General features: G+C 59.4%; 26 protein-coding genes. 14 read left to right on the top strand and 12 right to left on the bottom strand.

Going from position 1 to position 26,563, the window contains the following annotated elements; translation table 11 throughout:
- Positions 1-19: 19 nt before the first annotated feature.
- The 6 genes from H8B14_RS14530 (at position 20) to H8B14_RS14505 (ending at position 5,580) form a co-directional block, all read left to right on the top strand.
- Positions 20-1,561 carry a TolC family protein gene (locus tag H8B14_RS14530; RefSeq protein ID WP_187316379.1) on the top strand — a complete coding sequence of 514 codons (1,542 nt, stop codon included), beginning with the start codon at positions 20-22 and terminating at the stop codon, positions 1,559-1,561.
- A gap of 45 nt (positions 1,562-1,606) precedes the next feature.
- Positions 1,607-3,034, top strand: a complete 1,428-nt coding sequence (locus H8B14_RS14525; protein ID WP_187316378.1) for an efflux RND transporter periplasmic adaptor subunit — start codon at positions 1,607-1,609, stop codon at positions 3,032-3,034.
- Positions 3,035-3,228: 194 nt separating this feature from the next.
- Positions 3,229-4,218, top strand: coding sequence for an NAD(P)H-dependent glycerol-3-phosphate dehydrogenase (locus H8B14_RS14520; RefSeq protein WP_261990035.1), 990 nt, complete (start codon positions 3,229-3,231; stop codon positions 4,216-4,218).
- A gap of 6 nt (positions 4,219-4,224) precedes the next feature.
- Positions 4,225-4,677 carry a hypothetical protein gene (locus tag H8B14_RS14515; protein ID WP_187316377.1) on the top strand — a complete coding sequence of 151 codons (453 nt, stop codon included), beginning with the start codon at positions 4,225-4,227 and terminating at the stop codon, positions 4,675-4,677.
- Between the two features lie 36 nt (positions 4,678-4,713).
- On the top strand, positions 4,714-5,139 hold the full coding sequence (locus tag H8B14_RS14510) for a DUF4259 domain-containing protein (protein ID WP_187316376.1): 426 nt from the start codon (positions 4,714-4,716) through the stop codon (positions 5,137-5,139).
- Positions 5,140-5,145: 6 nt separating this feature from the next.
- Positions 5,146-5,580, top strand: a complete 435-nt coding sequence (locus H8B14_RS14505) for an EamA family transporter (RefSeq protein WP_187316375.1) — start codon at positions 5,146-5,148, stop codon at positions 5,578-5,580.
- 22 nt (positions 5,581-5,602) lie between these two features.
- Here H8B14_RS14505 and H8B14_RS14500 read toward each other — a convergent pair whose 3' ends face one another.
- From H8B14_RS14500 to pdxH, 3 genes are all read right to left on the bottom strand, one after another.
- Positions 5,603-6,190, bottom strand: coding sequence for a Maf family nucleotide pyrophosphatase (locus H8B14_RS14500; protein WP_187316374.1), 588 nt, complete (start codon positions 6,188-6,190; stop codon positions 5,603-5,605).
- Positions 6,191-7,516 (bottom strand): DUF1015 domain-containing protein, encoded by a 1,326-nt coding sequence (locus tag H8B14_RS14495; RefSeq protein ID WP_187316373.1) that lies wholly within the window; start codon positions 7,514-7,516, stop codon positions 6,191-6,193.
- Between the two features lie 157 nt (positions 7,517-7,673).
- Complete coding sequence (gene pdxH, locus H8B14_RS14490) at positions 7,674-8,324, bottom strand: pyridoxamine 5'-phosphate oxidase (RefSeq protein ID WP_187316372.1); 651 nt, start codon at positions 8,322-8,324, stop codon at positions 7,674-7,676.
- Positions 8,325-8,531: 207 nt separating this feature from the next.
- On the opposite strand from pdxH, the gene H8B14_RS14485 reads away from it, so the two are divergent.
- A complete protein-coding gene (locus H8B14_RS14485) occupies positions 8,532-9,101 on the top strand; it encodes a YqgE/AlgH family protein (RefSeq protein ID WP_187316371.1) in 570 nt (189 codons plus the stop codon).
- A 68-nt stretch (positions 9,102-9,169) separates the two neighbouring features.
- A complete protein-coding gene (locus H8B14_RS14480; protein WP_187316370.1) occupies positions 9,170-11,578 on the top strand; it encodes a DUF349 domain-containing protein in 2,409 nt (802 codons plus the stop codon).
- Between the two features lie 377 nt (positions 11,579-11,955).
- Here the strand turns inward: H8B14_RS14480 and H8B14_RS14475 are convergent, their stop codons facing one another.
- From H8B14_RS14475 to H8B14_RS21365, 4 genes are all read right to left on the bottom strand, one after another.
- Positions 11,956-12,213 carry a hypothetical protein gene (locus H8B14_RS14475; RefSeq protein WP_187316369.1) on the bottom strand — a complete coding sequence of 86 codons (258 nt, stop codon included), beginning with the start codon at positions 12,211-12,213 and terminating at the stop codon, positions 11,956-11,958.
- A 383-nt stretch (positions 12,214-12,596) separates the two neighbouring features.
- Positions 12,597-14,855 carry a xanthine dehydrogenase family protein molybdopterin-binding subunit gene (locus H8B14_RS14470; RefSeq protein ID WP_187316368.1) on the bottom strand — a complete coding sequence of 753 codons (2,259 nt, stop codon included), beginning with the start codon at positions 14,853-14,855 and terminating at the stop codon, positions 12,597-12,599.
- Positions 14,856-14,870: 15 nt separating this feature from the next.
- A complete protein-coding gene (locus H8B14_RS14465) occupies positions 14,871-15,926 on the bottom strand; it encodes an FAD binding domain-containing protein (protein ID WP_187316367.1) in 1,056 nt (351 codons plus the stop codon).
- Between the two features lie 9 nt (positions 15,927-15,935).
- Entirely contained in the window at positions 15,936-16,961 is a 1,026-nt protein-coding gene (locus H8B14_RS21365) for a 2Fe-2S iron-sulfur cluster-binding protein (RefSeq protein WP_315984835.1), read from the bottom strand.
- Positions 16,962-17,581: 620 nt separating this feature from the next.
- Here H8B14_RS21365 and H8B14_RS14455 point away from each other — a divergent pair.
- A complete protein-coding gene (locus tag H8B14_RS14455) occupies positions 17,582-17,986 on the top strand; it encodes a hypothetical protein (protein ID WP_187316366.1) in 405 nt (134 codons plus the stop codon).
- Positions 17,987-18,134: 148 nt separating this feature from the next.
- Here the strand turns inward: H8B14_RS14455 and H8B14_RS14450 are convergent, their stop codons facing one another.
- Positions 18,135-18,527 carry a hypothetical protein gene (locus H8B14_RS14450; RefSeq protein ID WP_187316365.1) on the bottom strand — a complete coding sequence of 131 codons (393 nt, stop codon included), beginning with the start codon at positions 18,525-18,527 and terminating at the stop codon, positions 18,135-18,137.
- A 142-nt stretch (positions 18,528-18,669) separates the two neighbouring features.
- On the opposite strand from H8B14_RS14450, the gene H8B14_RS14445 reads away from it, so the two are divergent.
- Positions 18,670-19,458 carry a murein L,D-transpeptidase catalytic domain family protein gene (locus tag H8B14_RS14445; protein WP_261990034.1) on the top strand — a complete coding sequence of 263 codons (789 nt, stop codon included), beginning with the start codon at positions 18,670-18,672 and terminating at the stop codon, positions 19,456-19,458.
- An 80-nt stretch (positions 19,459-19,538) separates the two neighbouring features.
- On the opposite strand, the gene H8B14_RS14440 is transcribed toward H8B14_RS14445, so the two are convergent.
- Entirely contained in the window at positions 19,539-19,733 is a 195-nt protein-coding gene (locus H8B14_RS14440) for a hypothetical protein (RefSeq protein ID WP_187316363.1), read from the bottom strand.
- Between the two features lie 191 nt (positions 19,734-19,924).
- Between H8B14_RS14440 and H8B14_RS14435 the strand changes: the two genes are divergently transcribed.
- Positions 19,925-20,734, top strand: a complete 810-nt coding sequence (locus tag H8B14_RS14435; protein ID WP_187316362.1) for a M48 family metallopeptidase — start codon at positions 19,925-19,927, stop codon at positions 20,732-20,734.
- 111 nt (positions 20,735-20,845) lie between these two features.
- A complete protein-coding gene (locus tag H8B14_RS14430; protein WP_187316361.1) occupies positions 20,846-21,763 on the top strand; it encodes a diacylglycerol/lipid kinase family protein in 918 nt (305 codons plus the stop codon).
- Here H8B14_RS14430 and H8B14_RS14425 read toward each other — a convergent pair.
- Positions 21,758-23,005, bottom strand: coding sequence for a metallophosphoesterase (locus H8B14_RS14425; protein ID WP_315984834.1), 1,248 nt, complete (start codon positions 23,003-23,005; stop codon positions 21,758-21,760). The two genes, H8B14_RS14430 and H8B14_RS14425, sit on opposite strands and share 6 nt — an antisense overlap.
- 83 nt (positions 23,006-23,088) lie before the next feature.
- Positions 23,089-23,724, bottom strand: a complete 636-nt coding sequence (locus tag H8B14_RS14420) for an LON peptidase substrate-binding domain-containing protein (protein ID WP_187316359.1) — start codon at positions 23,722-23,724, stop codon at positions 23,089-23,091.
- A 182-nt stretch (positions 23,725-23,906) separates the two neighbouring features.
- Between H8B14_RS14420 and mtgA the strand changes: the two genes are divergently transcribed.
- Together mtgA and H8B14_RS14410 are read left to right on the top strand one after the other, a co-directional pair.
- Positions 23,907-24,608, top strand: a complete 702-nt coding sequence (gene mtgA / locus H8B14_RS14415) for a monofunctional biosynthetic peptidoglycan transglycosylase (RefSeq protein ID WP_315984833.1) — start codon at positions 23,907-23,909, stop codon at positions 24,606-24,608.
- 124 nt (positions 24,609-24,732) lie between these two features.
- Positions 24,733-25,194 (top strand): YybH family protein, encoded by a 462-nt coding sequence (locus H8B14_RS14410; RefSeq protein ID WP_187316357.1) that lies wholly within the window; start codon positions 24,733-24,735, stop codon positions 25,192-25,194.
- Between the two features lie 137 nt (positions 25,195-25,331).
- Here the strand turns inward: H8B14_RS14410 and H8B14_RS14405 are convergent, their stop codons facing one another.
- Positions 25,332-26,510, bottom strand: coding sequence for an App1 family protein (locus H8B14_RS14405; protein ID WP_187316356.1), 1,179 nt, complete (start codon positions 26,508-26,510; stop codon positions 25,332-25,334).
- Between the last annotated feature and the right edge of the window lie 53 nt (positions 26,511-26,563).

Raw genomic sequence — 26,563 nt, 5'->3', positions numbered from 1 at the left:
CGTTTCCTCTACTTACTCTATGAAATCACCTGCTACTCTGCCCCGGGCGCTGGCGCTGGCTGGTTCTACGGCCCTGCTGCTAGTTGCGGCCCGCCCTGCAGCGGCCCAGACTACGCCGCCCGCCCAGCCACCGGGCACGGCCCTGGCCCAGGCGCCTGCGGCGCCCGGCACGCCCTTTACATTGCAGCAGGCCGTGGATTACGCCGTAAAAAACAACCTCAACGTGCGCCAGAGCCAGCTCAATGCCGAGCTCAGCGACGTGACGCAGCGCGCCGGCCGCGGGGCGCTGCTGCCTACGGCCAACTTGAGCGGCAGCCAGACCTGGAACTACGGTACCGGCCTCGACCCGCTCACCAACGACTTCGTGAGCCAGACCATCCGGTCCAACAACTTCTCGGCCTTTTCGCAGCTGACCTTGTTCTCGGGTTTTCAGCTGCGCAACACCGTGAAGCGCAACGCCCTCGACTATCAGGCGGCGCTGATTGATATCGAGCAGGCCCGCAACGACTTATCGTTGAACGTGGCGTCGGTGTACCTGCAGTATGTGCTGGCCGAAGAGCTGATCCGGGCCAACCAAGCCCGCGTAAACAGCAGCCAGCAGCAGATTTCGCGCACCGAAAAGCTGCTCAAGGCCGGCGCTGTGGCCGAAAGCCAGCTGCTCGACAGCCGCGCCCAGCTGGCCTCCGACGAGCTGAACGTGGTGACAGCCCAGAACCAGCGCGACATTGCGCGCCTGCAGCTTGTTCAGCTGCTCAATCTGGATGCCGCCGGCGCGGCCGCATTCCAGATTGACATGCCCCAGGTGCCTGACCCCGACGAAAACGCCAACTTCAACGACGATCCGGCCGCCATTTTCGAGACGGCGCAGAGTGTGATGCCGGAAATCCGGGCTGCCGATCTGCGTGTGCGCTCCAACCAGCTGGGCGTTGAGGTAGCCCGCGGAGCTTACCTGCCGCGCCTGACGTTCGGGGCGGGTGTGTTCACCGGCTTTTCATCGTCGCGGCTGGCGCGCGTATTTAGCGGTGACTCCACGGCGGCCATTCCTATTCCGGTGGTGCAGTACGTGAACGGCCGGCCGGTGCCCACTACGTTTGCAGTGCTGCAGCCCCGGCAGGCCATTCCGGAGTTTCTGCCCGCTAAGTTCTCCAGCCAAATCAAGGATAACATTGGCCGGCAGCTGCAGTTCAACCTCAACATTCCGATTCTCAACGGATTCCAGGCCCGTACCACGGTGCAGCGGGCCCAGGTAGCCACCCGCCAGGCCGAGCTGCGCGCCGAGCAAACCCGCCTCACGCTGCGCCAGAACATTCAGCAGGCCGCTGCCGACGCACTGGCTGCCCAGCGGAAGTTCGCCTCGGCCAAGCGCCAGACCGAAGCCCTGACCACTGCCTACCGCAACGCCGAAATTCGCTTCAACAACGGCCTGCTCAACGGTACCGAGTTCAACATCGCCAAAAACAACCTCGCCGCCGCCGAATCGACCATGATTCAGGCCAAGTACGAGTACACGTTCCGCCGCAAGGTGCTGGACTTCTACCAGGGCCGCCCGCTGGCGCTCTAGCCGGTTGCCACGTTTCCAAGTCCGACAAGAATCCAAGACATAACTATGAAAAACAACCGCTTACTCTACATCCTTCTGGCCGTCGTGGTGGTGCTGATTGGAGGCTACGCTATCGGCAAAAAACAAGGCTGGGTGGGCAAGCCGGCTGGCACCGAGGTAACGGCAGCCAAAGCCGGTACCGTCAATATTGTGGAGCAGGTGAGTGCCTCGGGTAAGGTGCAGCCGGAAACGGAGGTGAAAATCTCGCCCGATGTATCCGGCGAAATTACCGAGCTGTATGTGCAGGAAGGCGACTCGGTCAAGAAAGGCCAGCTGCTGCTGCGCATCCGCCCCGACAACTACCAGGCGTTGGTAAACCAGCAGTCGGCCGTGGTGAACTCGCAACGCGCCAACGTGGGCCAGACCCAGGCCCGCCTGCAGCAGCTGATTGCCAACGCCAAGCAAACCGAGCTGACCTACCGCCGCAACGCCTCGCTGTACAAGCAAAAGGTGATTTCGCAGGCCGAGTACGAGGCCGCCAAAGCCGCTTACGACGCTTCGCAGGAAGAGCTCAACAGCGCCCGGGCCAGCATCCGCTCGGCGCAGAGCAGCGTGCAGAGCGCCCAGGCCGGCCTCGACGATGCCCGCCGCAACCTCAACAAAACCACCATTTATGCGCCCGTGAGCGGCACCATCAGCAAGCTCAACGTAGAGAAAGGCGAGCGGGTGGTGGGCACGTCGCAGATGTCGGGCACCGAAATCATGCGCATTGCCAACCTTAACTCCATGGAAGTGCGGGTGAATGTCAATGAAAACGACATCATCAACGTGCACCTCGGCGACTCGGTGGTGGTGGAAGTGGACTCGTATGCCAGCAAAGACGAGAAGTTCCGCGGCCTCGTGACCAGCATTGCCAACACCGCCAAAGACGCTCTCACGGCTGAAGCCGTTACCGAATTTGAAGTACGCATCCGCCTGCTGCCCGACTCGTACCGCCACCTGCTGCGCACCGTCAATGGCCGCACGGTAGTGCCTTTCCGCCCCGGCATGACGGCTTCCGTGGATATTATTACCGACCGCAAAACCGGCGTGCTGAGCGTGCCGCTGGCCGCCGTCACGACCCGTTCCGACAGCGCCATGACGGCCGCCGCCGGTGCCGGCAGCAGCAGCGGCCCCCGCGTGCGGGTGGGTGGTGTAGGAGGCCGCGGACGTAGCGGCGCCACGGAGGCTGCCAGCGCCAAGAAAACCACCGACGTGCAGGAAGTGGTGTTTGTCATCCGTGACGGCAAGGCTGTGATTACGCCCGTAAAAACCGGCATCAGCGACTTTCAGAACATCGAGATTCTGAGCGGCCTGAAAGTCGGCGACGAAGTAGTGAGCGGGCCGTTCCGGGCCGTGGCCAAAACGCTGAAGCCGGGCGAGGCCGTAGTGGTGAAAGATGCCAAAAGCCTCAACAAGGAGGCGCTGAAAGAAGGCCCCGAGGAGGCGAAGTAGCGTACAAGGCTCTGAAAAGCGAAATGCGGAGGCATTGCCACCCTATTTCGTTGGAACGTCATTCCGAGCGGAGCCGAGGAATCTTGCTAGTGGGGTACTCATTGAGCACCACGACCTCAGCACGCGAGATTCCTCGGCTTCGCTCGGAATGACGTTCTACTTTTTTACAAATTCCTTCTTAAAATTCCCCTGATTTGGAAAAAATAGCCATGCTCGGCGGCGGCTCCTGGGCCACTGCTCTCACCAAAATTCTGGCCGAAAACGGGTCCCGGGTAGGCTGGTGGCTGCGCTCCAAAGACGACGTGCAGCACCTGCGCACCACGCGCCACAACCCGCGCTACCTCTCGTCGGTGGCCCACGACCTTACGCGTGTGTTTCCGTCTACGGACCTGCAGGAAGTGGTGGAGGAAGCTGACTGGCTGGTGCTGGGTGTGCCGGCCGCCTTTGTGCAGGGCGTGCTCGATAAGCTGGACCGCGACTCATTGAAGAACAAGCGGGTGATTTCGGCCATCAAGGGCATGATTCCGGGCAAAAACGTGCTGGTGACCGACTACGTAGCCGACCGGTTTCGTCTGCCGCCTTCGCGCCTGGGCGTGGTGGCGGGCCCGTGCCACGCCGAGGAAGTGGCGCTAGAAAAGCAGAGCTACCTCACCATCGGCTCGCCCGACTCCACGCTGGCCGAGGACTTCTGCCGCTTGCTGCGCAACCGCTACGTGAAGGCCAATCCCGCCCAGGACCTCGACGGCATCGAGTACTTCGCCGTCATGAAAAACATCATTGCCCTCACCAGCGGCATTGCCCACGGCCTCGGCTACGGCGACAACTTCCAGGCGGTGCTGGTAAGCAACGCGGTGCAGGAGATGCGCCGTTTCGTGCACGCCCTCAACCCCACGCCCCGCGACCTGTCGGGCTCGGCCTACCTCGGCGACCTGCTCGTAACGGCCTACTCGCAGTTTTCGCGTAATCGCACCTTCGGCAATATGGTGGGCCGCGGCTACTCGGTGAAGTCGGCGCAGATGGAGATGAACATGGTGGCTGAGGGCTACTACGCCGTGAAGAGCATCTACGAGATAAATAAGCGCCTGCAGGTGCCCATGCCCATCACCTCAGCCGCGTACCATATCCTCTACGAGAAGATTTCGCCGGCCGTGGAAATCGAGCTGCTGAAGGAGAAGTTCCGGTAGGGCTTTATGTGGAACATTATAGCCAATCAAGTCGATGTTGATAATCTGATGCTAGCATATCGGAGTTTTCACGACAGCTGCATCAAAGAAATAGCAGTGCAAAATCGGGAGTTTGTGAGCGAACGTCTGGCTATGTCTTTTCATAATCAGACGTTTGTTAGAATGTTGTTTCAAAGCCAATTTCGCAGTACATCTGTTATTGAAATTCTATTTGAGGACGTTCAAACATTCAATTGGGTACAGGATGAAAGAAATGCCGATACTGGCTTAACTATCTTATTTGAGGCAGCCTGCTTTTGGCAGGGTGATATTCTGTACTGGGCCGAAGATCATGCATGGAATTTAGAATCAGATGACAAGAATGATTATCGCTGGATTGCCGCTAAGCAGGCTCGCTGGCGAATTGTAGAATCTGGTTTAGGACCTGCTACGATGCTTATGCAGCCAAGCGAGTCGTAGATTATTAGCATTTGCTGTTCTCTAAAAATAACATTCATGAGCACCTGGGACTACCACAACTTCGACAATGACGCCGCCGCTGACCTCGGCGAGAGTTTCCGCGAAACGCCTAATGAAGCTGCGCTCTACGAGGCGCTGGCCACGGCGGCCGAGGAAGAAGGCTATTTGGAGCTGGACGAAGCCAGCGAGGCGCTGGCCGCGGCCGAAATCGTAGCCGCCATCCTGGGCAAGCCCGCCGCCGACTTCCCGCCTGGCCTGCTGCCCGCTGTGGCTCACCTTGATGCCGCCGACAGCGAGGACTTGCGCGAGCTGGCCGAAGACGCCGTAGCGGCCGTGCTAAAGAACTCGGAGCTGCAGGAGCGGTGGGCAGAATCGGAAGACTATGCCAGCTGGCAGCAGCTGCAGCAAGACCTGCTGGCCCGCCTCCACGACGAGGCCGGTGAAGCCGATGATGAATCATAGCGGCAAATGAACTGGCTGTTGCTGGCGGCCTGCGCCGCCTTGTGCATGGCGCTCTACAACCTGCTGATCAAGGCCTCGGCCGGGCAGGTGCACGAAATGGTGGGCGCCGTGGTGCTGCAGGTGGTAGCCGCGCTGGTAGGAGCAGGTCTGCTGCTGGTGCTTTATCTGCGCGGCGCGCTGCCGTCGGTGCTGGCCACCAGCCGTGGCCTCACCCTGGCGGCTCTGGCCGGCGTGGGTATCGGGCTGGCCGAAATTCTGACGTTTGCGGTGTACAGCCGGGGGGCGCCTGCTTCAGTGGGTACGCCGCTGATTGTAGGCGGCTCGGTGCTGCTAACGGCGCTGCTGGGTGTGCTGGTGCTGCGCGAAACGCTGGGCTGGTCCCAGGCACTGGGCATGCTGCTTATCGTGGGCGGCATTGCGCTGCTGGCCCGTGGGCACTAGCGCAAGAAGGAAGGGTTGATTCTTATCGGTTAGCTAATAAATTAGAGTCGGTCAGGCGCGAAAGTTCTTCCCACACACGGTGCACCGGCAGGCCCATCACATTGAAGTAAGAACCTTCCAGCCGCGTCACGGCCACCATCCCAATCCAGTCCTGCGCGCCGTAGGCCCCGGCCTTATCCAGTGGTTGATGCTGATGAACGTAGTGCTCTATTTCTGAGTGGGATAATGCCCTAAATGTAACCCGCGTCTGGTCAGAAAAAACTACTTGCCGGCCGTCGCCACTGAGCAGGCAGACGCCGGTGAAGACGTCGTGGGTGCGGCCCTGCAGGCGCTGCAGCATCCGGATGGCTTCGGCCTCGTCGGCGGGTTTGTTGAGCACATCGTCGTCGAGGCACACGATGGTGTCGGCCGTCAGCACCACCTCGTCGGGGGCCAGGCCGGCGCGGTAGGCAGCCGCTTTGTGGGCAGCCAGGTACTCGGCTACTTCGGCCCGGCGCAGGTGCGCCGGAAACGACTCGTCTACTTCCTGCAAACGCACAGTATAGGCCAGGCCCAGGTCGGAGAGCAGCTGCCGGCGGCGCGGCGAATTGGAGGCCAGAATCAGCTTCATCTAGAGTGGGGCAGAAAACTCCCGCATAAACGGGTGCTGGGTTTCCTCGGCGCGGATACTGCTAAACAGAAAGCCGCCGATGGTTTTGGGGTAGAAAAACGTGGACTTGGGCGGCATCACGGCGCCCGAGTGGCACACCCGCTCCACTTCGTCCATGGTCACTTCGCTGGTAATAAAGGCGGCGCGGGCCTCGCCGTGGTCCACACGCTGCAGGCACTCGGGGAAGTTGCGCACGTACGCCACGCCCGGCCACTGCCGCTGCGCATCGGGCCCCATAATGCCGAGCACCTTTTCCAGCACGAAGAAGTGCAGCACCGTCAGATCCAGCGCTTTCACCTCGGGCGTGGTGTCCCAGTCGAGCTGAGCGTGCACCTCGGGCCGCAGCCGCAGCTTGTAGGTTTGGCCCTCGCCCAGATACAGCCCGAAAGCCCAGGGCTTGCCGGCAATCAGCTCGGGCAAGTCGTAGGGGTCTTCCTTGGGCATCACCAGAAAGTAGGCTTCCAGCCGCGCCAGTAGTTCCTCATTGCTGAGGCCATTGGGCAGTTCCAGTAGCAGCCGGTGCGTGGGCAGAATACGCAGGTCGTCGGCGGCCGCGTTGGTGAGGTACATCAGGTGGAAGTTCCAGCCTTCCTGGCCGGTGGCGGTGGGCTCGGCCGCCTGCCGCGCCTGCCGATACGCCAACGAGCCTTCATAACGGTGGTGGCCATCGGCCAGAATCACCTGCCGCGAAGCCAGCACCTGCTGAAACCGCTTGATAACGGCCGCATCCTGAATTACGGCCAGCACATCGCGGGCGCCCTGGTAGTCTTCCTCGGTCTGGTAGAGCGGCGTCAGGATGGCCTCGTCGAGGTAGCGCTCCAGCTCGAAGTCATCGTCGCGGTAGAGGCCGTGAGTGGCGCTGGTCTGAAATTCGGTGCAGGCCAGCAGCTCGGCCCGGTCGTTGACGGCCACAGGCAGCGTATTTTCGTGGCGCAGCACCACATCCTCAACCCAGTCGTAGGCCCGGATATGGCACATGAAGCCCTTGCGGCAGTACTCGCGGGTACTGCCCGGTAGCCGGAAATACTGGTAGTAAGCGTAGATGCCCGGCAGTTCATCCTGGCGCAGTACGCCGGTTTGCTGCCACTCCTGCAGCCGGATTCGGGCTGCTTCGGCTGGCGTGTCGCCGCGCGGCACTGAGAGGTGGATGCTGTTGAGCGGGTTGCGGTATAGCGCCTCCCGTTGCCGGGCCGATACTACATCAAAGAGTGGCGAAACAAAGTCATCGATGTTCTGGCTCAGCGTTGCATTGTAGCGCCAGCCACGGAGGGGTTGAATTTCAGCCAAATCTGTTTGGAGTGATGAGGTGATGAGGTAAACGGGGATGAGGTGAAGAGGCAAATGGTGATGGGGGATTGATAAAGAAGCAGGCTTCAAGGTGAGTGGCAAAGTGCCTACTATTCACCTGTTACCTGTCACCATTTACCTCATCACCTCATCACAATTAAGGCGCCAAGCGGCTCAGTCGCCAGCCGTTGCCCTCCAGTTCGTATACTATCCGGTCGTGGAGGCGGCTGGGGCGGCCCTGCCAGAATTCCACGCGGTGCGGCCGCAGAATGTAGCCGCCCCAGTTTTCGGGGCGCGGCAACGGATCCTGGTCGGCAAACTCGTCCAGCAAAGCTGCCTCACGCTGCTCCAACTGCTCGCGGCTCTCAATCGTCTGGCTTTGGGGCGAGGCCCAGGCTCCAATCTGGCTAGCACGGGGGCGGCTCTGGAAGTATTCGTCGGAAAGGGTAGCGGGCGCTTTTTCCACTCGGCCTTCCACGCGCACCTGCCGCTCCAGGCCTGGCCAGAAGAATGTGAGAGCCGCCAGCGGCCGCGCCGCCAGCTCCTGGCCCTTCCGCGACTCATAATTCGTATAGAACAGAAAGCCGTTTTCTTCGGGCAACCCTTTCAGCAGCACCACCCGTGCCGAGGGCTGGCCGGTTTCGCTGACGGTAGCCAGCGTCATGGCCGTAGGCTCGTCGAGCTGAGCGGCCAGGGCCTCATCCAGCCAGCGCCGGAACTGCGGCACAGCCAGCGGCAGAACATCAGTTTCCGAAAGGGTGCGCTGGGCGTAGGTTTTGCGCAAATCGGCCAGGTGCGGATCGAGCATGGTAAGCTAGGGAGAGAAAACGAGTATTGAGGATGCGGACAGCTATTTCAGGCCCAAATCGGGCGCAAGGTAGCATAATGTGGGCTTGGCGGAACCTGAGTTAGGGCAGCTCACGTACTGCAGGTAGTTTAGCAGGGCACCAACTGGTGCTGGCCGTTTGGTCGGCAACGGGTTGGGCGTTGCTTTTGTTTGCCAAGACCTGTTGCCATGCCTCGCCTACAACCCGGTAGTCTTCTGATTTCCCAGCCCTTTCTGGGTGACCCTAACTTCGAGCGTACCGTGGTGCTGCTGTGCCGCCACGACGACGACGACGGGACTTTTGGACTGGTCTTGAACCGCCCAACCGCCCTGCGCCTCGGCGATGTACTGGAGCTGCCCACACCGGCCGATGCTGGCTCACTTGGCCGCGCCCCACTGCTAATGGGCGGCCCCGTGCAACCCGATACGCTCCACTTTCTGCACCAGAGCCCCACTATTCCCGGTGCTATAGATTTAGGGCAGAATGTGTACTGGGGGGGCGACTTTGGCGTTTTGCTGGAACACCTGCTTAGTGGTGAGCTACTACCCGAAACCGTGCGCTTCTACGCCGGTTATTCCGGCTGGACTGCCGGGCAGCTGGCCGCCGAAGTCAACGAAAATGTTTGGATTGTGCACCCGAATGATGCCGGGAAAGTCTTTACTTTGGACCATGATGCCTTCTGGCAGGCCATTCTGCGCGAGAAAGGTGGCCGCTACCGTGCCCTGTCCAACTACCCGCTGGACCCCCGCCTCAACTGACCTTTTTTCTTCCCCTGCCGCCCGTGCCGTTGGTTTTCAACTGCCGGCCGGGCCTTTTCTCCTGAACTATGCTACCCGAAAACGATAACGCCACCCCCGCCGGCTCTGCTGCCGACTCTGAGTCGCCGATGAGCATCCTGGAGCGCCGGCTGGCTGAAATCCGCTCCCAGCAGCCCGACGCCCCAGCTACTTCCGGCAGCGCCCCGGCACCCGCCACGCCGCCGGCCGCCGATGACGATATAACTGAACGCCCCGCCACTGAAACTCACCCGCAGCCCGGCCAGCCCCAGGAAGCAGGTACTGCCGAAACGCCGTCCGAAGTGCCCGTTACGCCGGTTTCGGTAGCGCCTCCCGCGCACAGCCCTGCCATTTCCGACACCCAGGCGCGTGCCGAAAACCACTATGGCTCCTCCAACCCGGGCGTAGCAAGTGCCCAGGCCCAGGAATCCGGCGCCAGCGTTTCCGCCCCCGGTTATGTGGTAACTGCCGAATCGGTGCCCGTAACGCCAGAGCCGGAAGCCCTGACCGGCGACCTGCCGGAAGCTGCCGCCACGCTGGTTTCGCCGGAAACGGAAGCCCTGACTGGCGCAGGCACTGCGCAGGAGTCAGCTGAGTCGCCGGACCCCGAGCTGCCGGTTGCTGACATTCACGCCGCAGCCGAGCTGGAAACGGCTCCCGAGGAGCTGGCCACGCTGCCAACCTCATCGGAGACGCCACCACCGGCTACGGGCGCAACCCACGAAGAAGAAGAGGAGTTCGTGCCCGAAACGCCGGCCCTCGATTTCTCCACCCTGGACCTGCCCGCCCAGACGACGCACCTGCTGAGCTTGTTGCGCCGCCCTGATGCCCGCCAGAACCGCAAGCAAATCACCGACCTGTACCGGCAGTACGACACCGCCGTGCAGGCTGACCGCGCTGCGGCCCGCCAGCGCTTCACCGAAGCCGGCAACGAAGGCGACGACTTCACCTACTCCGGCCCCGAAGGCTACCAGGAACTCAGCAAGAGCATGCAGGAATTCCGCGAGAGCCGCGTGCGTGATGCTAAAGCCGAGGATGAGCAGCGCGCCCGCAACCTGCTGCATAAGCAGCACTTACTGTCGCAGCTGCGTCTGTTGGTAGAGTCGGCCGAAACCAAGGACAGCTCAGCCCGCATCAAGGCGCTACAAAACGACTGGAAGGCCACCGGCCCGGTGCCGCAAAAAGACACCCAGGAGTTGTGGAATTCCTACCACGCGCTGCTCGATATCTTTTACAACAACCGCGGTTTGTTCTTTGAGATGAAGGAACTGGACCGCCGCCGCAACCTGGAAGCCAAAGAAGCTCTGATTGTGCGGGCCGAGGCCCTGGCCGGGCAGTCGAGCATCAATAAGGCGCTAACGGATTTGCGTCAGCTCCACGAAGAGTGGAAGCATATCGGGCCAGTGCCTAATGAGCAGCGCGAGCCGCTGTGGCAGCGTTTCCTGCAGGCGTCGGAGCTGGTGCACGGCCGCAAGAAAGAATTCCTGGACACTCGTTCGGCCCAGGAAAATGCCAACATGACCCGTAAAGCGGCATTGCTGGAGCAGTTGCGTCCGTTTGGTGATTTTCAGACGGAGCGCGTGAATGAGTGGCGCGCCAAAACCGATGAGTTGCAGAAGCTCAAGGAAGAATGGGATGCCGCCGGCCTCGTTCCTCGCGACAAGGCTGAGAACATGAATAAGCAGTTCTGGAGCGCTTATAAAGGCTTTTTTCAGCGCAAGAATCAATACTTTAAGGCCCTCGACGAAGAGAAAAACGGCAACCTTAAGCGCAAGCTGGAACTGATAGAGCAGGCCGAAGCTGCCTTGGCTAATCCTGATTGGGAGCAAGGGCGTGAAGTTGTTATCCGGCTGCAGAAAGACTGGAAAACCATTGGTCGCGTGCCGGAAAAGCAGTCTGATAAGGTGTGGAACCGTTTCCGCACTGCCTGCGACTCATTCTTCGACCGCAAAAACCAAGAGCAGAAGCAGCGCCAGGAGCGTGTACAGCAGCTCAGCCAGGAACAGGCTGCCTACCTCGACCAACTGGCGGCCAGCACCGCCGCATTGTCAGCCGATCAGCCGGGTAGCCTCGACGGTTTCCGACTGCACGTACAGGAATGGCAAGCTTTTGGGGCTGATAGCCGCGCCGACGAACGTTTCCAGAGCGTGATGGGAAAATACCTCGACACGGTACCGGGCCTGGCCTATGAGGAGCGAACCGACCTGTTGTTCAATCTGCAAGTCGAGCGCTTGAAGTCCAGCCCTGATGCTCAGCAGCAGCTGTATAAAAAGGAGCAGACGTTGCGTCGGGAAATTAATGAGCTGGAAAATGACATTTCCACGCTGAAAACGAACCTGGAGTTTTTTGCCCGTTCTAAAAATGCTGCCCAATTACGCGAAGAATATCAGGGGCGTATTGATGAGGCACAACGCCGCATTGAAGGGTTGAAAAAGCAGTTGCGCGTTGTGCGCAGCTAGCCTGAATTAGGCTATTTAGGCTAGGTAGAAAAAGGGGCGAATCCGGCTAATTACCGGGTTCGTCCCTTTTTTATGCAGTCTGAATTACTAGAATTCATGGGAGTCAGTTAACGTATACATGAGCTGCTGGTAGTGCTTTAGTTGTCTGTAACTTGAACTTGTATAAAGGAAAGTCGAACGTATCTGGTATGGGGCTTTAAGATGTAGCCGATCCTGGAGTGCAGGTTGTGGCGTGGCTTAGTGCAGATTTTTTGCTGTCAATAATTCTCGCTACCCACACGGAATAGTGTAGCTGCTGGTAGCAAAGCAGTGATAGCAGAAAACAGAAAAGCTCCACGCTAGTGGAGCTTTTCTGTTTTCTGCCAGGTAGTAATTAGTTATTCACTGGCTGGTACAGCGTTTTTAGGCTTACGGCCACGCTTAGCGCCACCTGGTGTTACAGTGCGTGGCTTACGCTCTTTAGCTACCGGTTGGTAGTTATCAGCTAGAATAGCGTCCATATCTTCAACCGCCTGGTTAAGCGTACGAATAGCAGCCGTAACACCGCGGAGCGCCTTACGCAGGTCCTTCTTTACAATGTCGCTATTTTTAGCGTTTTTAATTACTTCTTCAAGTTGGCTGATGTCTAGGGCCATGGTGCGAGGATTTTAAAATGAACGTGAGCAGGGAGAATGAATGGTACAAACCTACCAGAATAATTCTCACTACGCTAAACGAATGCAGTAAGCTGCAGAAATTATTAAATAATCTTTCTCGCAGAATTAAGGTGGACACAAGTAAAATTAAATTAGCTGTTCATTTGAACGTCCTTGAATGATGACAATGAAGAACCATAACGTGTTGATAGTGTAAGGCTGGAATGAGGGGAAACTATGAAGCTGCAGTGAATTACTATTATCAGGTCGCTAATTACTGAACCTGTATTTAAATCAGGGATGACTTATCAGCTATCGGCTAAAACAAAAAACAGCAAGAAAGCCTGTTGTACCCCACGGACCCGACACAGTAGCGGAGTTTTTTAGGCGTTGAAAAACTTGTCGGGGGTTAGAGGCAGGGAGCGGAAGCGCCGGCCAGTAGCGTGGAATACGGCGTTGGTGATGGCCGCCGGAGTACCCACGCAGCCGATTTCGCCAATGCCGCGGGCGCCCAGCTCACTGATGAGCGGGTCAGGAATATTGAGCCATTCCACTTGGATGTCGGGTGTGTCGGCCATGCTGGGCACGTGGTAGTCGGCGAAGTTGCGCACCACGGCGCGGCCATTGCGCGGGTCGTAGGTGGTTTCCTCCATCAGCGTAGCTCCCAGCCCCATGGTCATGCCCCCGATAATCTGGGAGTGCGCCGTTTTGGGGTTCATCAGCCGGCCTACGTCGTAGACGCCACAGAGCCGGGCCACCCGAATTGTACCACTCTCTTCATTGACCCGCACCTGGGCAAATACTGCCCCGAAGGAATAGAACGAGAACTGTTCCCGCTCCGTACCCGGCTCGGCTTCGTTGGTGCCGACGATGGAAGGCAGCTTGGCCCGTCTCAGAATGGCAGCGTAAGTTTCGCCGGTAGCAGGCGTAACCTTGAGCTGCAGCCGGCCGTTGCGGGCCTCCACTGCTTCCGGAGCCGATCCGTACAGTGGCGACTTCGTGTCGCGGGCCGCCAGTTGCTGCAGGGCGCGCACCGCGGCCCGGCTGGCCTGCAGTACGGCTGGGCCCACGGTGGCCGTCGTGACAGAGCCGCCCGAGGTGGGCGTAGGAGGCAGGGCAGAGTCGCCCAGCTCAAACCGCACCTGCTCCACCGGCAAACCCAGCCCGTCGGCCCCGATCTGGCGGAAGATGGTATAGGCACCGTTTCCCAGCTCGTGGGTGGCGCTCTGCACCAGCGCGCGGCCATCGGCGAAGATAGTGGCCTTGGCAGCGGCCTTGCGACGCCCGGCCGGATACATAGTGGTGGCCATGCCGTAGCCGATTAGCTCGCGGCCTTCGCGCATGGAGCGCGGCTTGGGGTTGCGTGCATCCCAGCCGATCAGGGCCTTGCCGCGGGTGTAGCACTCGCGCAGGTTTTTGCTCGACCAAGGCTTGCCGGTTTCAGGATTTTTCTCGGCGTAGTTGCGCAGGCGCAGCTCCACCGGGTCCAGGCTCAACTCGGTGGCCAGCTCGTCGAGGGCGCACTCCAGAGCCCAGCCGCCCACAGTTTCGCCGGGGCCGCGCATGGGGCACGGCGAGGGCAGGTGCAGGTGGGCCAGCTGGTGCGAGAAGCCCAGGTTGGGCACGGCGTACATCATCCGCGACACGCGCGCGCACGGCTCCGTAAACCCGCTCGACTGCGAGGAGTGCGTGTGCGTGTCGTGCTGCAGCGCCGTTAGCTTACCGTCGCGGGTGGCGCCCAAAGCCAGGGTTTGATGCGTGGCGGCACGCTGGCCGGCTACCGTAAACATCTCCTGCCGGCGCCATTCCAGCTTCACGGGTCGTTTCACCACGCGGGCCGCCATGGCCGCCAGCAGCACCGGCGCAAACAGCCAGCCTTTGGCCCCAAACGCCCCGCCCACGAATGGGCAGATAACGTGCACCCGCTCCTTGGGCAGCCCCAACGACAGCGCCGCCACGGCCTGGGTGTTTTCCAGGCCGCGGGTAGTATCATAAAGCGTCAGAAAATCGGTGCCGCCGCGCAGCTCCCAGTGGGCAATGGTGGCTACCTGCTCAATGGGGCTGTGGTGGGTGATGCCGGACTCGTAGACCTGCTGAATCTTCACCGGAGCAGATGCCAGCGCGGACTTAGGGTCGCCGAGGGTTACCTGTAGCTTTTCTTCCTTGTTGCCGAGAAACGACTCCGGCTTGCTCTGCTGAGGAGCAGTCTGCTGGTTGAGCTGGGGCGGGCGCTCCTCATAAGCCACGCGCACGAGCGTAGCTGCGTGGCGGGCCTGTTCGTGCGTGTCGGCTACTACCAGGGCCAGGGGCTGACCGGCGTATTCTACGGTAGCATCCTGCAAGGGCTGGCGCGTTTCCGTGATGCCGCCTTCGCCCCGAAACAACGTTTCGCCCACCTTTTCGGGAATGGGCTGCAAACGAGGAGCATTTTCGTGGGTGAGTACTGCCCGCACGCCCGGAGCGCGCAGGGCCGCCGCCGTATCCAGCATACGCACGGTACCGTGGGCAATGGTACTGACCACTACCGCACCGTATACCAGGCCCGGCACGTCCCATTCAGCAGTGTAGCGGGCGTCGCCCATCACCTTCAGCCGACCATCTACCCGGTCGAGGGGTTGGCCAGTGGCTTCGGTCATTGTCATAGCAGTCTGAATAAATTAGCGGGGAGAAGAAATAAGGCCGCCCATGCCGCCCACACTGGCGGCAAAGGCCGTTCCGGCCGGCCCGGCCAGCGGCTGCAGGCCGCTGGTTTCCAGCAGGGCTCGCACCAACAGGTTGCGGCCCATCGGAATCTTATACGCGTTATGCTCCAGTGGCTTGGCATCGGCAAAAGCCTGCTCAGCGGCGGCCTGAAACAGCTTTTCGGTGGGCTTGCGGCCGGCTAGCAGGGCTTCAGCGGCTGGAACCCGCCAAGGCTTGTGCGCCACGCCGCCCAGCGCCACCCGAGCCCGCCGAATACGGGAGCCATCCATTTCCAGCGCCACCGCGCACGACACCAGCGCATAAGCGTAGGAAGCCCGGTCACGTATTTTGAGGTAGTGCGAGCGGCCCGCGAAGGTCGGTAGGTCGATGGCCGTAATCAGCTCGCCGTGCTCCAGTATTGTGTCCAGTTGCGGAGTGTTGCCGGGCAGGCGGTGCAGGTCGGGGAAGGCAATGGTGCGGTTGCCGCGGGGGCCAGTGGTTTGCACCTGCGCATCGAGGGCGGCCAGCGCAACGGCCAGGTCGCTGGGTTGGGTGGCCACGCAGCTGGCCGAGGCACCGAATATGGCGTGCACCCGGTTGAGGCCTTCGAGAGCGGCGCAGCCGCTGCCAGGAGTGCGCTTGTTGCAGGGCTGGCCCGGGTCGCGGAAATACGGGCAGCGGGTGCGCTGCAGCGGGTTGCCGGCCATGGTAGCCACGTTGCGGATCTGGGTGGAGGCGCCTGCCAGTAGGGCTTCACTCACGGCCGTGTAGCGCTGCCGGATTTCGGGGTGCGTGGCCGCTGCGCTGTTGCTCACGCCGGCCCCAAAGCGCAGCCCACCGCCACTGAGCGGGGCAATAGTGCCGGCCGGGAGTCCGGCCAGGTCTACCAAGCGGCTGGGCTGGTGCACGCCTTCTTTCAATAAATCAACTTCGGAGGTGCCGCCGGCAATAAACGTAGCGGCCGGGTCCTGGGCAACCAGAGCCACGGCATCGGCAGCGCTGCCGGCCCGCTGGTATTGGAAAGGAGTCATAAGCAGAAGTTAGGCACGCTGAGCGTCTTCGATGGCGGCAATAATGTTGGGGTAAGCGGCGCAGCGGCACAGGTTGCCGCTCATAGCCTCCCTGATTTCCACGGCCGAGCGCGGCTGCTTGTCCTGGACCAGGGCGGTGGCGGCCATAATCTGGCCCGGTGTGCAGTAGCCGCACTGAAACGCGTCGTGCTTCACAAAAGCAGCCTGCATTGGGTGCAGCGTTTCGCCGGCGGCCAAGCCTTCGATGGTGGTGATTTGCTGGCCCTGGCTCATCACGGCCAGCCGCAGGCAGGACAGCGCGCTTTGGCCGTCGAGATGCACGGTGCAGGCGCCGCACTGGCCATGGTCGCAGCCTTTCTTGGTGCCCGTGAGGTGTAGATTTTCACGCAAGGCGTCCAGTAGCACTACGCGAGGTTCCAGCTGCAATTGGTGCGTTTTGCCGTTGATATTCAGCGTGACAGGTACGGTGTCGGCGGTGGCGCTGGGGGTAGGTGCGTCGGGGCCGGCCGGGGCCGATTCGGCGGCAGCGGCGGCGTCCGTGTTGGGCAGCAGGAGCAGGGCCACCGTAGCCAGTAGGGCCGTCACGAAGGTGCGCCGCGACACTCCGCTGACGGTGGAGGTATCAGCTGTGGGAGCGGCTGTAGATTTGAGCTCCTCCAGCGCCGCCAGTAGCTGGCCGGGCCGGATACTTACGTTGGCATCTACTACCGTCTGCCAGCGTACTACGCCTTGCTCATCAAGTAAAAACAACGCCCGCTGGCCGCTCACACCAAACTGCTCTGCCAGCATCCCACACCAGTTCAAGGAATGCCAGTTCGCGCCGGCTGTATCCACAAAGGTTACCTCGCTATTGAACTCGCGCAGCAAGCGCGCAAACAGTGCACTTTGGTAGGCATGGCTAGGGTTCCACTCATCGGGAGAAAAAGCCAGCACCACAGGCTGGCCGCGCAAAGCAGAAAGGGGAGTGCCGTCGGGCAATAAGCCGTTTGGGGCAGGTGCGCCGGCTTGTAGAGGACAGGTTAAAGAGTGTTTCATCTGCGACAGATATACAACTAAGAGGCAGTAGGGAATACGCATTTGCCTGCTCATCGTTGGCCGAATGGCTTGCCTCTGCACTTACGCACTTAGAGGATTGGGTGCGTCGCCTTGTCTGCTCGCCTGTAGCCGTCGCGTACTAGCTGCAAGCGGGCAGAGCATAGAAAGAGTAGCAAACGGGGTTCACACTGGCCTATACACCGATTTCTGAGCAGGGCCTAGCGCTTAAGGCATGTTCGATGATGCGCATGTAATCCTTTTGGGCCAATAGCAAGCAACAATGAGCTGGCCTGACTTAAGCTTCACATATGCTACAAGTGGAAAATAGCTCACATACTACGAGAAGCTCTTATCAATGCTTCAGGAATAATGGCCGTAGACCGGCCTGCTCTCGTAGCTCTTAGTCTAACAAAATCACATTTATTCCTTTAAACGGGCACTTTCCAGGAAAGAAACAGGTTGTGTCAAAACCGGAAATAAAAAAATACCCGGAAAAATTGTTGTTGTAATTTTGGCAACATATATTTGGATTAAATATAGTGAATGAGGTATGCAGAATTAAACATGCATTCTATTCACTCACTTTCTGCTTCTTCTGCCTCTCTGTTTTTTGCTTTATTATGAAAACCATCGTCTTTACTCTCCTGCTGATGATCGGTCTGGTTGGTGTTGCGGCTGCGCAGAAGCAGGACCGTCATGCTGAGTTGCCGGGAATCGGCGAACCACCGGCTGCCTTAGTTGATGAAATGACCCGCCAGATGTCAAATTCACTGCATTTGAATGAGGCGCAGTTTATCCGTCTGCGGGCGGTCAATCAGATCAAGCTCACGCGCATGGACGAAATCAGCTGGCAATACAAAGATGACGTTGCGCAGCAGCGGGCCAAACTTGGTGAGTTGGAGGCCCAGTACGAGGTAGAATGCAGCCGCATTCTGACTCCTTCGCAGTTGAGCCTCTATCGTGCCGAACAGCATCAGGACACCGTTCCAGTGAAAACGGACCCCCAGGAAGGTGGCCTCGGCTAGTAGCCAGTTGGCATCTGGTCTTGTATGAAAAAACAAGCGGCATCTCCATTCAGGGGATGCCGCTTCTCGTTGGTGCCAGTGAGTTTGAGGACGTGTAAATGTGGGGGTGAAGCTTGCAAATAAAAAGTAAATATTGAATAAATTATATTTATAGTGTACTTGGGCGAGTTGTTATTACTTCAGTTACCGTTCCTAACGGGCCAAACCGAATGCTGAGCTTGTTGGCTGCTGAGCGTTGGTGCGGTGGCAGGCAATGGGGGCCCGATTCCAGATAATAGTTATAGATTTTTTCGGTCTGTTCGGCAAGTTCCTCCTCGTCGGGGCGGCCCAGTAGTTGCTCGATAACAGGAGTGCGGAGGCCATATAGCATTTCTTTGCTTTGCAACAGGCTTTTTAGCTGTGCAGGCCGTGAATCCTGGCAGCCGTAGGTGTCACGGCGCCAGACGGTGGCATCAAAGCCGGGCAAGTCGGGAACAGTGGGAGTACAGGCGGCCATAAGTGGCACGATAATGAAGGTGTAGGCAAATCTGCGGAAGTACATAAGCGGAAGGTACGGAACTGACTGCCTGCTAAAAAGGGTTGGCATCAGCAGGATTGAATGCGCTAAAATACTATTTTTGTAAACCCCAATCCGGGCCCGGAGTTTTTGCTTGCCTTCCCGACTTATTCTGCCTGTTCAGCCGATGACCTTTGCACCGACTGCCGTAGCCACGCTACTTCTTGCTGCCAGCCTCTTTACTGCTTCACCGGTTGCAGGCTCCCGTACCGATTCTGGGCCTGTAGGCGACATCAATAGCCGTGCTCTGCGCGTCCATTATCTGGCAGCTTTCGAGCAGTATACATTAAGTAGCTACACCGGGGCTCGGCTTACCAGCTATGGGCTTTCCCCGAATGTTTACCGAGAAGCCTTGCTTGGCTATTATAGCCTGCACCGCAGGGGCGTAGCCAAGCAGCCAGTGGTTACCATCATCGATTTTTCGTTGCCCAGCACCCAAAAACGGCTATGGGTGATTGATCTGAAGCAGCAGAAGGTGTTGTTTCATACGCTGGTAGCGCACGGCAAAAATACCGGCGACAACATGGCCCAACGCTTTTCCAATGTGGAGGGCTCGGAAATGAGCAGCCTCGGGTTCTACGTAACCGGCCAGACCTATCAGGGCAAGCATGGCCTGTCGTTGAAGCTGCACGGCCAAGACGCCCGCCACAACACTAACGCGGCCAGTCGGGCAGTGGTCGTGCATGGGGCTGAGTATGTGAGTGAGCAGTTTGTGCGTCAGCATGGCCGCCTGGGCCGGAGCCAGGGCTGTCCGGCGCTGCCGGTTACGCAGGCGCCCACCATCATTCGGGCTATCCGCAATGGGTCGGTGGTGTTTGCGCACGGGCCTAGTAGTGCTTCCTACACCTCAAGCTGGCTGCAGCTCGATCCGGCCTTGCTGGCTTTTGCGCAGTGGCGTGGCCTGCCGGGAGCATAATCCTGCCAAATTCTCTAATAAAATAATAGAAAGGGCCCGTCTGAATCCAGACGGGCCCTTTCTGCGGAGTAGCTATGGCGCTACGCCCGGTCGCCGGTTGCTTTCACCAGGTTGATGCCTGCAAAGAAGAAAATCAGGCCCACGGCAAACGGCACGATGGAATTGACTTTGCTCAGCGATACGCCAGCCATGTGCAGGAAGCCCAGTGCGCCATAAATGATACCGACGATACCCAGTATGGTGAGGATAGCGCCGAAAGTGCGTTTCTGATTCATGGGAGAGGAGGAATAGTGGTGAAAGAAGAGAAGGGAGAGGGGCCAGCCGGCCTGATGGGGACACATACGACGAAGCCAGCCTTTTGGGTATATAGGGTAGGCAACCCTGCCTGCTAGGGCCCGTTACAAGCCCAAATAGCCGTTAGAACGGCATATTCTCTCTTTCGCTCCCTTTTCAACTAACTCCAACCATGAGAGGAAATCTTCGCTTCATTATTGCCCTGCTGATGGCTGGCGTAACCCTTCTAACCTACTACTGCAAACGATCTGTGAATGAGGTGACTGGAGAGGTTCAGCACGTGGATATGACAGCCGAGCAGGAAATTGCGCTGGGTCTGCAGGCTGCTCCCGAAATGGCCCAGCAGTACGGCGGCCTGCACCCCGACCGCCAGGCCAGTGCCCGCGTCGAGCAGATTGGGCAGGATATCGTCCGGAACACCAAGGCGGGCCAGAGCCCCTACAAGTTTCAGTTTCATTTGCTGGCCGATGAAAACACCATCAACGCCTTTGCTCTGCCCGGCGGCCAGGTATTCATAACGGCTGGTTTGCTGAAAAACCTGCGGAGCGAAGGCCAGGTGGCTGGTGTGCTGGCCCACGAAGTTGGTCACGTAGTCGGCCGCCACTCTGCCGAGCAGATTGCCAAGTCGCAGCTGACGCAGGGATTAAGTGGCGCTGCCGCTATTGGCATGTACGACCCTGACCGCCCCGCTACAGCTGCCGGTGCTGCTGCCGCCGCCATGGTAGGCAAGCTAATGACGCTGCGCTTTGGCCGGGAAGATGAGTTGGAATCTGACCGGCTGGCTGTTTCCTACACTGCCAAGGCTGGCTACGACCCCCGGGCCATGATTCAGGTAATGCAAGTGCTGGAAAAGGCCGGTGGTGGCGGTGGCCAGCCGGAGTTTATGAGCACGCACCCCAACCCCGGCAACCGGATCGGCGAGCTGGAGCAGGCCATTGCTACCGAGTATCCGCAAGGGGTGCCGACCGGCCTGAAGCCCTAGCCACTCCTGATGTTCTTGCGTTACTGTCCTGTGAGGCCGGCCCTGTGGTCGGCCTCTGTGGTTTGGTAGATGTATATCTTTGTTTTCGCACACGCATTACCTTCCTTTGACATGTCTGTTCCTGTTTCAGTGCCACTACGCACCTTACTGTTTGTGTTGAACCCGGTGTCGGGGGATATCAGCAAGGCGGAACTGGAAAGCTCTATCACGGCCTATTGTACTGAGCGAGGCCGCACGGCTCATTTCCACCATACCACTGGCAAAAACGACCTGGAACACCTGCAGCAACACCTGCAGCAGCACACCTACGATGCCGTGTTTGCTGCCGGCGGCGACGGAACCGTAAGTCTGGTGGCGGAGGCCCTACTTGATGGAAGGATACCGCTGGGCATACTGCCGCTTGGCTCTGGCAATGGCTTGTCCAAGGATCTGGGAATTCCGCAGGACACGCAGGAGGCCCTGAAACTGACATGGCAGCACCAGATACACGCCATCGATACGCTGCAGATCAATGGCCGGTTTGCGGCGCATTTAGCTGATCTGGGCTTCAATGCTTTGATTGTGGAGCGGTTCAACCAAGGCGACACCCGCGGGCCTGGTGCATATGTGCGCATTGCCACGCAGGAGTATCTGAGCTACACGCCAGCCATTTACCAGATTGCAACCGAGCACGACCAGTGGGAGGGCCCGGCGTTCATGCTCACGATTGCCAACGCCCGCACGTTCGGCAGCAACGTCATCATCAACCCCGACAGCCACCTCGATGATGGCGAATTTGAGGTTTGTCTGATCGAACCTTTCCCTGGTACTGCTGCCCCCGGAATCCTGTATAACCTCTATACGGCTGGGTTTGACGCTTCAGAATATACTCGGCGGCTGCGGGGCCGGCAGGTTTGCATTACGGTTCCTGGTGCCACGCAGGTGCTGTGCCAGATAGATGGTGAGCCCTGCTACCTTACTACGCCCATTGAAGTGCAGATCCGGCCGCGTAGCCTTCGAGTGCTGGTGCCGGAGGCCCCGGTGCTATAAGGGCAGTTCTGCCGCCAGCGGCACCACCACCACCGACGGCACCAAGGGTGCTGCTACCATTGGGCTAGGGTAGAGGCGCTGGCGAAACACTTCGGGCAGCGGCGCGCCGGTAGCGTCAGGCTCCAGCGTACGCAGCCACGTTTCGCCGTTGGTATAATAGTCCAGGCTGAAAAATCCTTTGTTTTCGTGCACGAAAGTAGCTTGCCCGCCTTTCTGCACGAATGCCGTTTTGCTGCCAGCGCCACTCACGAGGTAGTGGCTGCCATGCTGCTCGAAATACTGCAGATTATGGTCGTGGCCGGCAGCGTACACCAAGTGCCGATGCTGATGCAGCACCCGTAGCAGGCGGCGGCGCATTTTTCGGTAGCGGGGGTGGGCCATATCTTCGGCGGCACCTACCAGCTTGCGGTACAGCGGCAGCAAAGAACCAATAAACGGCAGCGGTACATAGGCACGTTTATGCACGGTTGTGAGCGGAAACACGTGCTGCTTGGCCGTGAACTTGCCGCCGTGCAGGGCGTTGGAGTACAAGGGGTGATGCCCGGCCACCACAATGCGCTGGTGCTGGTTCTCTACCAGTAATTGCTGCAGCTGCCGGAACGGCTGCTTGGTATCAGACATCGGGCGCGGGCCCTGCTGCACCCACCATTGCGTGTTGAGCACCAGCAGCAGCACACCATCGGCTAGCTGCAGCGCCACGGGGCCGGGTGTGCCGCCCGCCGGCAAGTACTGCGCTGTCGGAAGCTTTTCGCGGATGTAGGCTTCCTGGCGCAGCAGGTACTCGTAGCCGTCCGGGCGGCCTTTGTTCCAGTCGTGGTTGCCGCTAAGAAATACCACCCGGCCAGGAAAAGGCCGGAGCACGTCCAGCAGCGCGTTCAGGTGCTTTTCGGCGGCGGCGCGGCCGATGTGCTCCGGTGCCGGCAGCCCTGTAGGGTAGACATTGTCGCCGAGGATGATGACGGTGCCGGCCGGGCCGGTTTCCTGCTGCCAGTGCTGCAGTAGTTTCAGTAAGTTGTCGGTGCCGTCAGTGGCCACGGCTCCCGGGTCGCCGAGCAAGGCCACGCGGTGCAGTAGCGGAGTTGCCGGGTCAGGCAGATGAAGCAGCCAGTCGTTGTGAGCCGGCGCCACATAAGGCCGCCGCCGATAGTGCCGTTCCTGGCGGTAGCGAACCAGCAGCCAGGCCGTGAGAGCCGCTGCCAGCGCCGCCAGCAAATACAAAAACAAGGTTGAGAAAGAAGCCACAGGCATGCCAATAGAACGCTACTTGCTATACGTAGGAAGGCCGCCTTATCGTTCGGGCCAGAACCAGTGGCTTTCGTGTCAGATCAGAAATTCGGCGGGGTCAGGTTTTTAAAATGCCCATTGAGGCGCACCCGTTCTTTAAGCCGCTCGGTTTCAAGCAATACCGGCAGAATGTGCTCTAAATGCTCCAGCACCAGTTCCTGACGCTCAATTTCAGTTTCGGCCTCCAGCAGTTGAAACTCCTGCTCGGTGCTTAGCCCCAGATGATGCGCAATGTCATACACCCGGTAGTTGGCCGGCAACTCTTGCATGAGCTTGCGCAGCCCCAGAATATCATATAGCTGCTCTACTTGTGCCGTGATACGCGCCTGCAGCAGTATATCGGGCGTGTTGTCGTCGGCTACTTCTTCTATCAGGCCACCGGCGTAGAGCTTGCCCGGTGCCTGCCGGTAAAACTCCTCGATGCGAAACACGCCAACGGCACGGGTGCGAATATCCAGCTCCCCGCTGTCGTAGCTTTTCTCGACGCCAATCAGCTGCATTTCAGTGCCCAGCATGCTCACGGCCTCGTTGCGGTAAGGTGGGATGCCGAAGGTAATGCCCTCACTCAGGCAGTCGCGCACCAACTGGCGGTAGCGAGGCTCGAAGATGTGCAGATTGAGCTTTTCCCCAGGAAAAACAACCAGATTAAGCGGAAATAAGGCTAGCAGACGCGACATGGCTTGTAAACAAAAGAACAGTGAAAAGGTAGTCGAAAACCAGAAACATGCCGGCCAATGGTCCCCAACATGCTACTTTTGCGCCAGATGAGGCCATTTTGGCTCCAGCAATTCTGCTAGATATTTTCAGCGAGGCGCCTGTGGCAACGGATTATAGCAAAGTGTGGCGGCAAACACGGCAAGTGGCATTACAGGTACTGGCAGCCCTTTTTCTGACCTCGGTGGCTTGGGTGCTCATCTACCGGTGGGTGGCGCCGCCGGCCACTTGGCTGATGCTGGACCGCCGCGCCCACGCGCCCGTGGGCTTCGGCTACTACGGCATTCAGGAACACGACCGGCGCATCAAATACCATTTTAAAAGCCTAGATGAAGTATCGGCGGAAGTGCCGCTGGCGCTTATTGCGGCCGAAGATCAACGCTTTCTGCTACACCATGGCTTCGATGGCAATGCTCTGTGGAAAGCGGCCAAAAACAACTTCGGTGGAGGCAAGCAGCTGCGTGGTGGCAGCACTATCACGCAGCAGGTAGCCAAAAATGTGTTTTTGTGGCACGGCCGCAGCTATATCCGCAAGGCGGCTGAAGCCTACTTCACGGTGCTCATTGAGCTGCTCTGGGACAAACGGCGCATCATGGAAATGTACTTGAGCGTGGCGGAAATGGGCGACTGCACCTTTGGGGTGGAAGCTGCCTCACAGCGCTATTTCCGCAAGCCGGCCAGCCGCCTCAACCGCCAGGAAGCTGCCCTGCTAGCAGGTGTGCTGCCCAACCCGCTGCGGTTCCGGGCCAGTAATCCTGGGCCCCAGGCTCGCGCCAAGCAGCGCCGGGTAGTGCGCAACATGCGCCGCCTGGGAGGTACCGCCTACGTGCGCGAACTGCTCAACTAATACTGCTGTCAGTCGGCCTGCTGGTAAACTCGGCGGGAGTCTTCATCTTCGTGACTTCTGCACGAGGGCGGCCACTGCTGGCCTGCTACGCTCCACTCACACTTCCTGTAATTACCTGTTTTATATGAATCGATTTGCAGTTCTGCCCCTGGGTTTGCTGCTGGCTTGTACTGCCAGCCGGTCTGGTACCTTGGTTGAGACTACCGCCGAAACGCCCGCTGAAGCGCGCCGGGCCATTGGGCAGCTGCTAACCACGCAGACTGCCGCCTGGAACCGTGGCGACGTGGCGGGGTTTATGCAGGGGTACTGGCAGAACGATTCGCTGGTATTTATCGGGAAAAGCGGCCTCACCTATGGCTGGCAGCGCACCCTCGACAACTACCGCCGCAGCTACCCCAGCGCCGAAGCCATGGGCCAGCTCCGCTTCGATGGCCTGCGCATCACGCCGCTCACTCCGGAAACGGCACAGGTGGTTGGCCGCTGGCACCTTACCCGCCCCACCGCCGGCAACCTGCAAGGCCATTACCTGCTAGTGCTGCGCCGCCTGAACGGCCAGTGGGTTATTGTCGCCGACCATTCGAGCTAGAGAGTGCAAGGAAAGGCTGCCCTCCCGAGTAGAGCAAGACACCTTATCATCTTGTAACGAGGACCTTCGGTGGCAGTCCTGGCGTGATAAGGTGTTTTGCGTTGTTCGGGAGGGCAGATTTAACTGAGTAAGATGCCCTAGCTCATCACCGGCTCGCCGGTGCCTTCGCCATCCAGGTCGTCCTCGGTATCAGCGGCTTCGTCTTTCTGCTTTTCCTGTTCTATGGCCGAAACAGCCTCCTGGAAGATAAACCCGGCCTTAACCGCATGCTCAGCGGCCTGCACAGTATCCTGCACCAGCAGCATTTCCACTTTTTCTCCGCGCAACTCTTCGGATACGCGCTCTACCAGGCTTGCGCGGTCGGGCAGGTTCACGTCGCGGATGTAGATGGCCAGTACGCGGCCCGGGTGGCGGCGCACCACTTCCCGATAGATATTGGCGTCTTCCTGGCCTGAGTCGCCGATGAGGATGAACGGTAAGGTAGGGTAGGTGAGCAGTAGATTGTCGATTTCCTTGAGCTTGTGGCCGTGGTGGGCTGAGGCATCACTGGATTTCTTGCCGGCTAGAGCCATATCCCGTAACAACAGCGGGCCGGGCGGAATGTCGTTGAGATTCAGAAAGTCTTCCAGCAGATCATACAGGTTCCAGGGAGAACTGCTGACGTAGAAGAAGGGGTTGTTGCGCTTGCCGTTGCGGCCCACCTGTAACTGCCGGTAAAACTCAGCCACACCCTTAAACGGCAAGCGTGAGCGAGCATTACGCACCAGCACCGTGCGCGCCATGCGCAGCAGATTGGTGGCTGAAGTCTGAATAACAGTATCGTCGATGTCGGAAATAATGCCGTATTCCGCATCGGCGGGCGGAATAAGCACCGGCGCCATAGTCTGCAGTTCGGCGGCAGTGTAGGGGTGAGGCACCTGCTGCAGCAGCACTTCCACCGGATACCAGAGGTAGTCGATTGGCTCCGGCAGGCTCCTGGGCTCCAGATTCAAACTGAAATACCCTTCCTCATCGGTCACAACCGGGTGCTGCGACCCATCGGCGGGCCGCACCAGCAGTTGCGCGCCGCCGATTTCGTTGCTGTCGAAACGGCGGTACATGTTCAGCAGGTTGTGCAGGCGCGAATCAGTGTCGTCAGGCTCGGTAATGCCTTTGTCTGTGAGCAGGCGGCCTTTCACGTAGAGCCGGGTGGGGGTGCCATAGCTGCGGTAAGGTATCAGCTGCAGCGGGTGCAGCAAGCCAAGCCGGGCCCGGGCACGGGTCAGCAGAGAATCGGCGCGTTCGGCCAGGTTGCCGAGATGGTTGAGCAGGGACATGCAGCCAAGTACGCGGAAATCCTCGGAATTGATACCTGATAGGTTGGCTGAAC

Origin of the sequence: Hymenobacter puniceus, assembly GCF_014333525.1 — a bacterium.
Lineage (GTDB): Bacteria > Bacteroidota > Bacteroidia > Cytophagales > Hymenobacteraceae > Hymenobacter.
The sequence above is the reverse complement of the archived record's forward strand: the minus strand, read 5'-3'. Positions and strand labels throughout refer to the sequence as shown.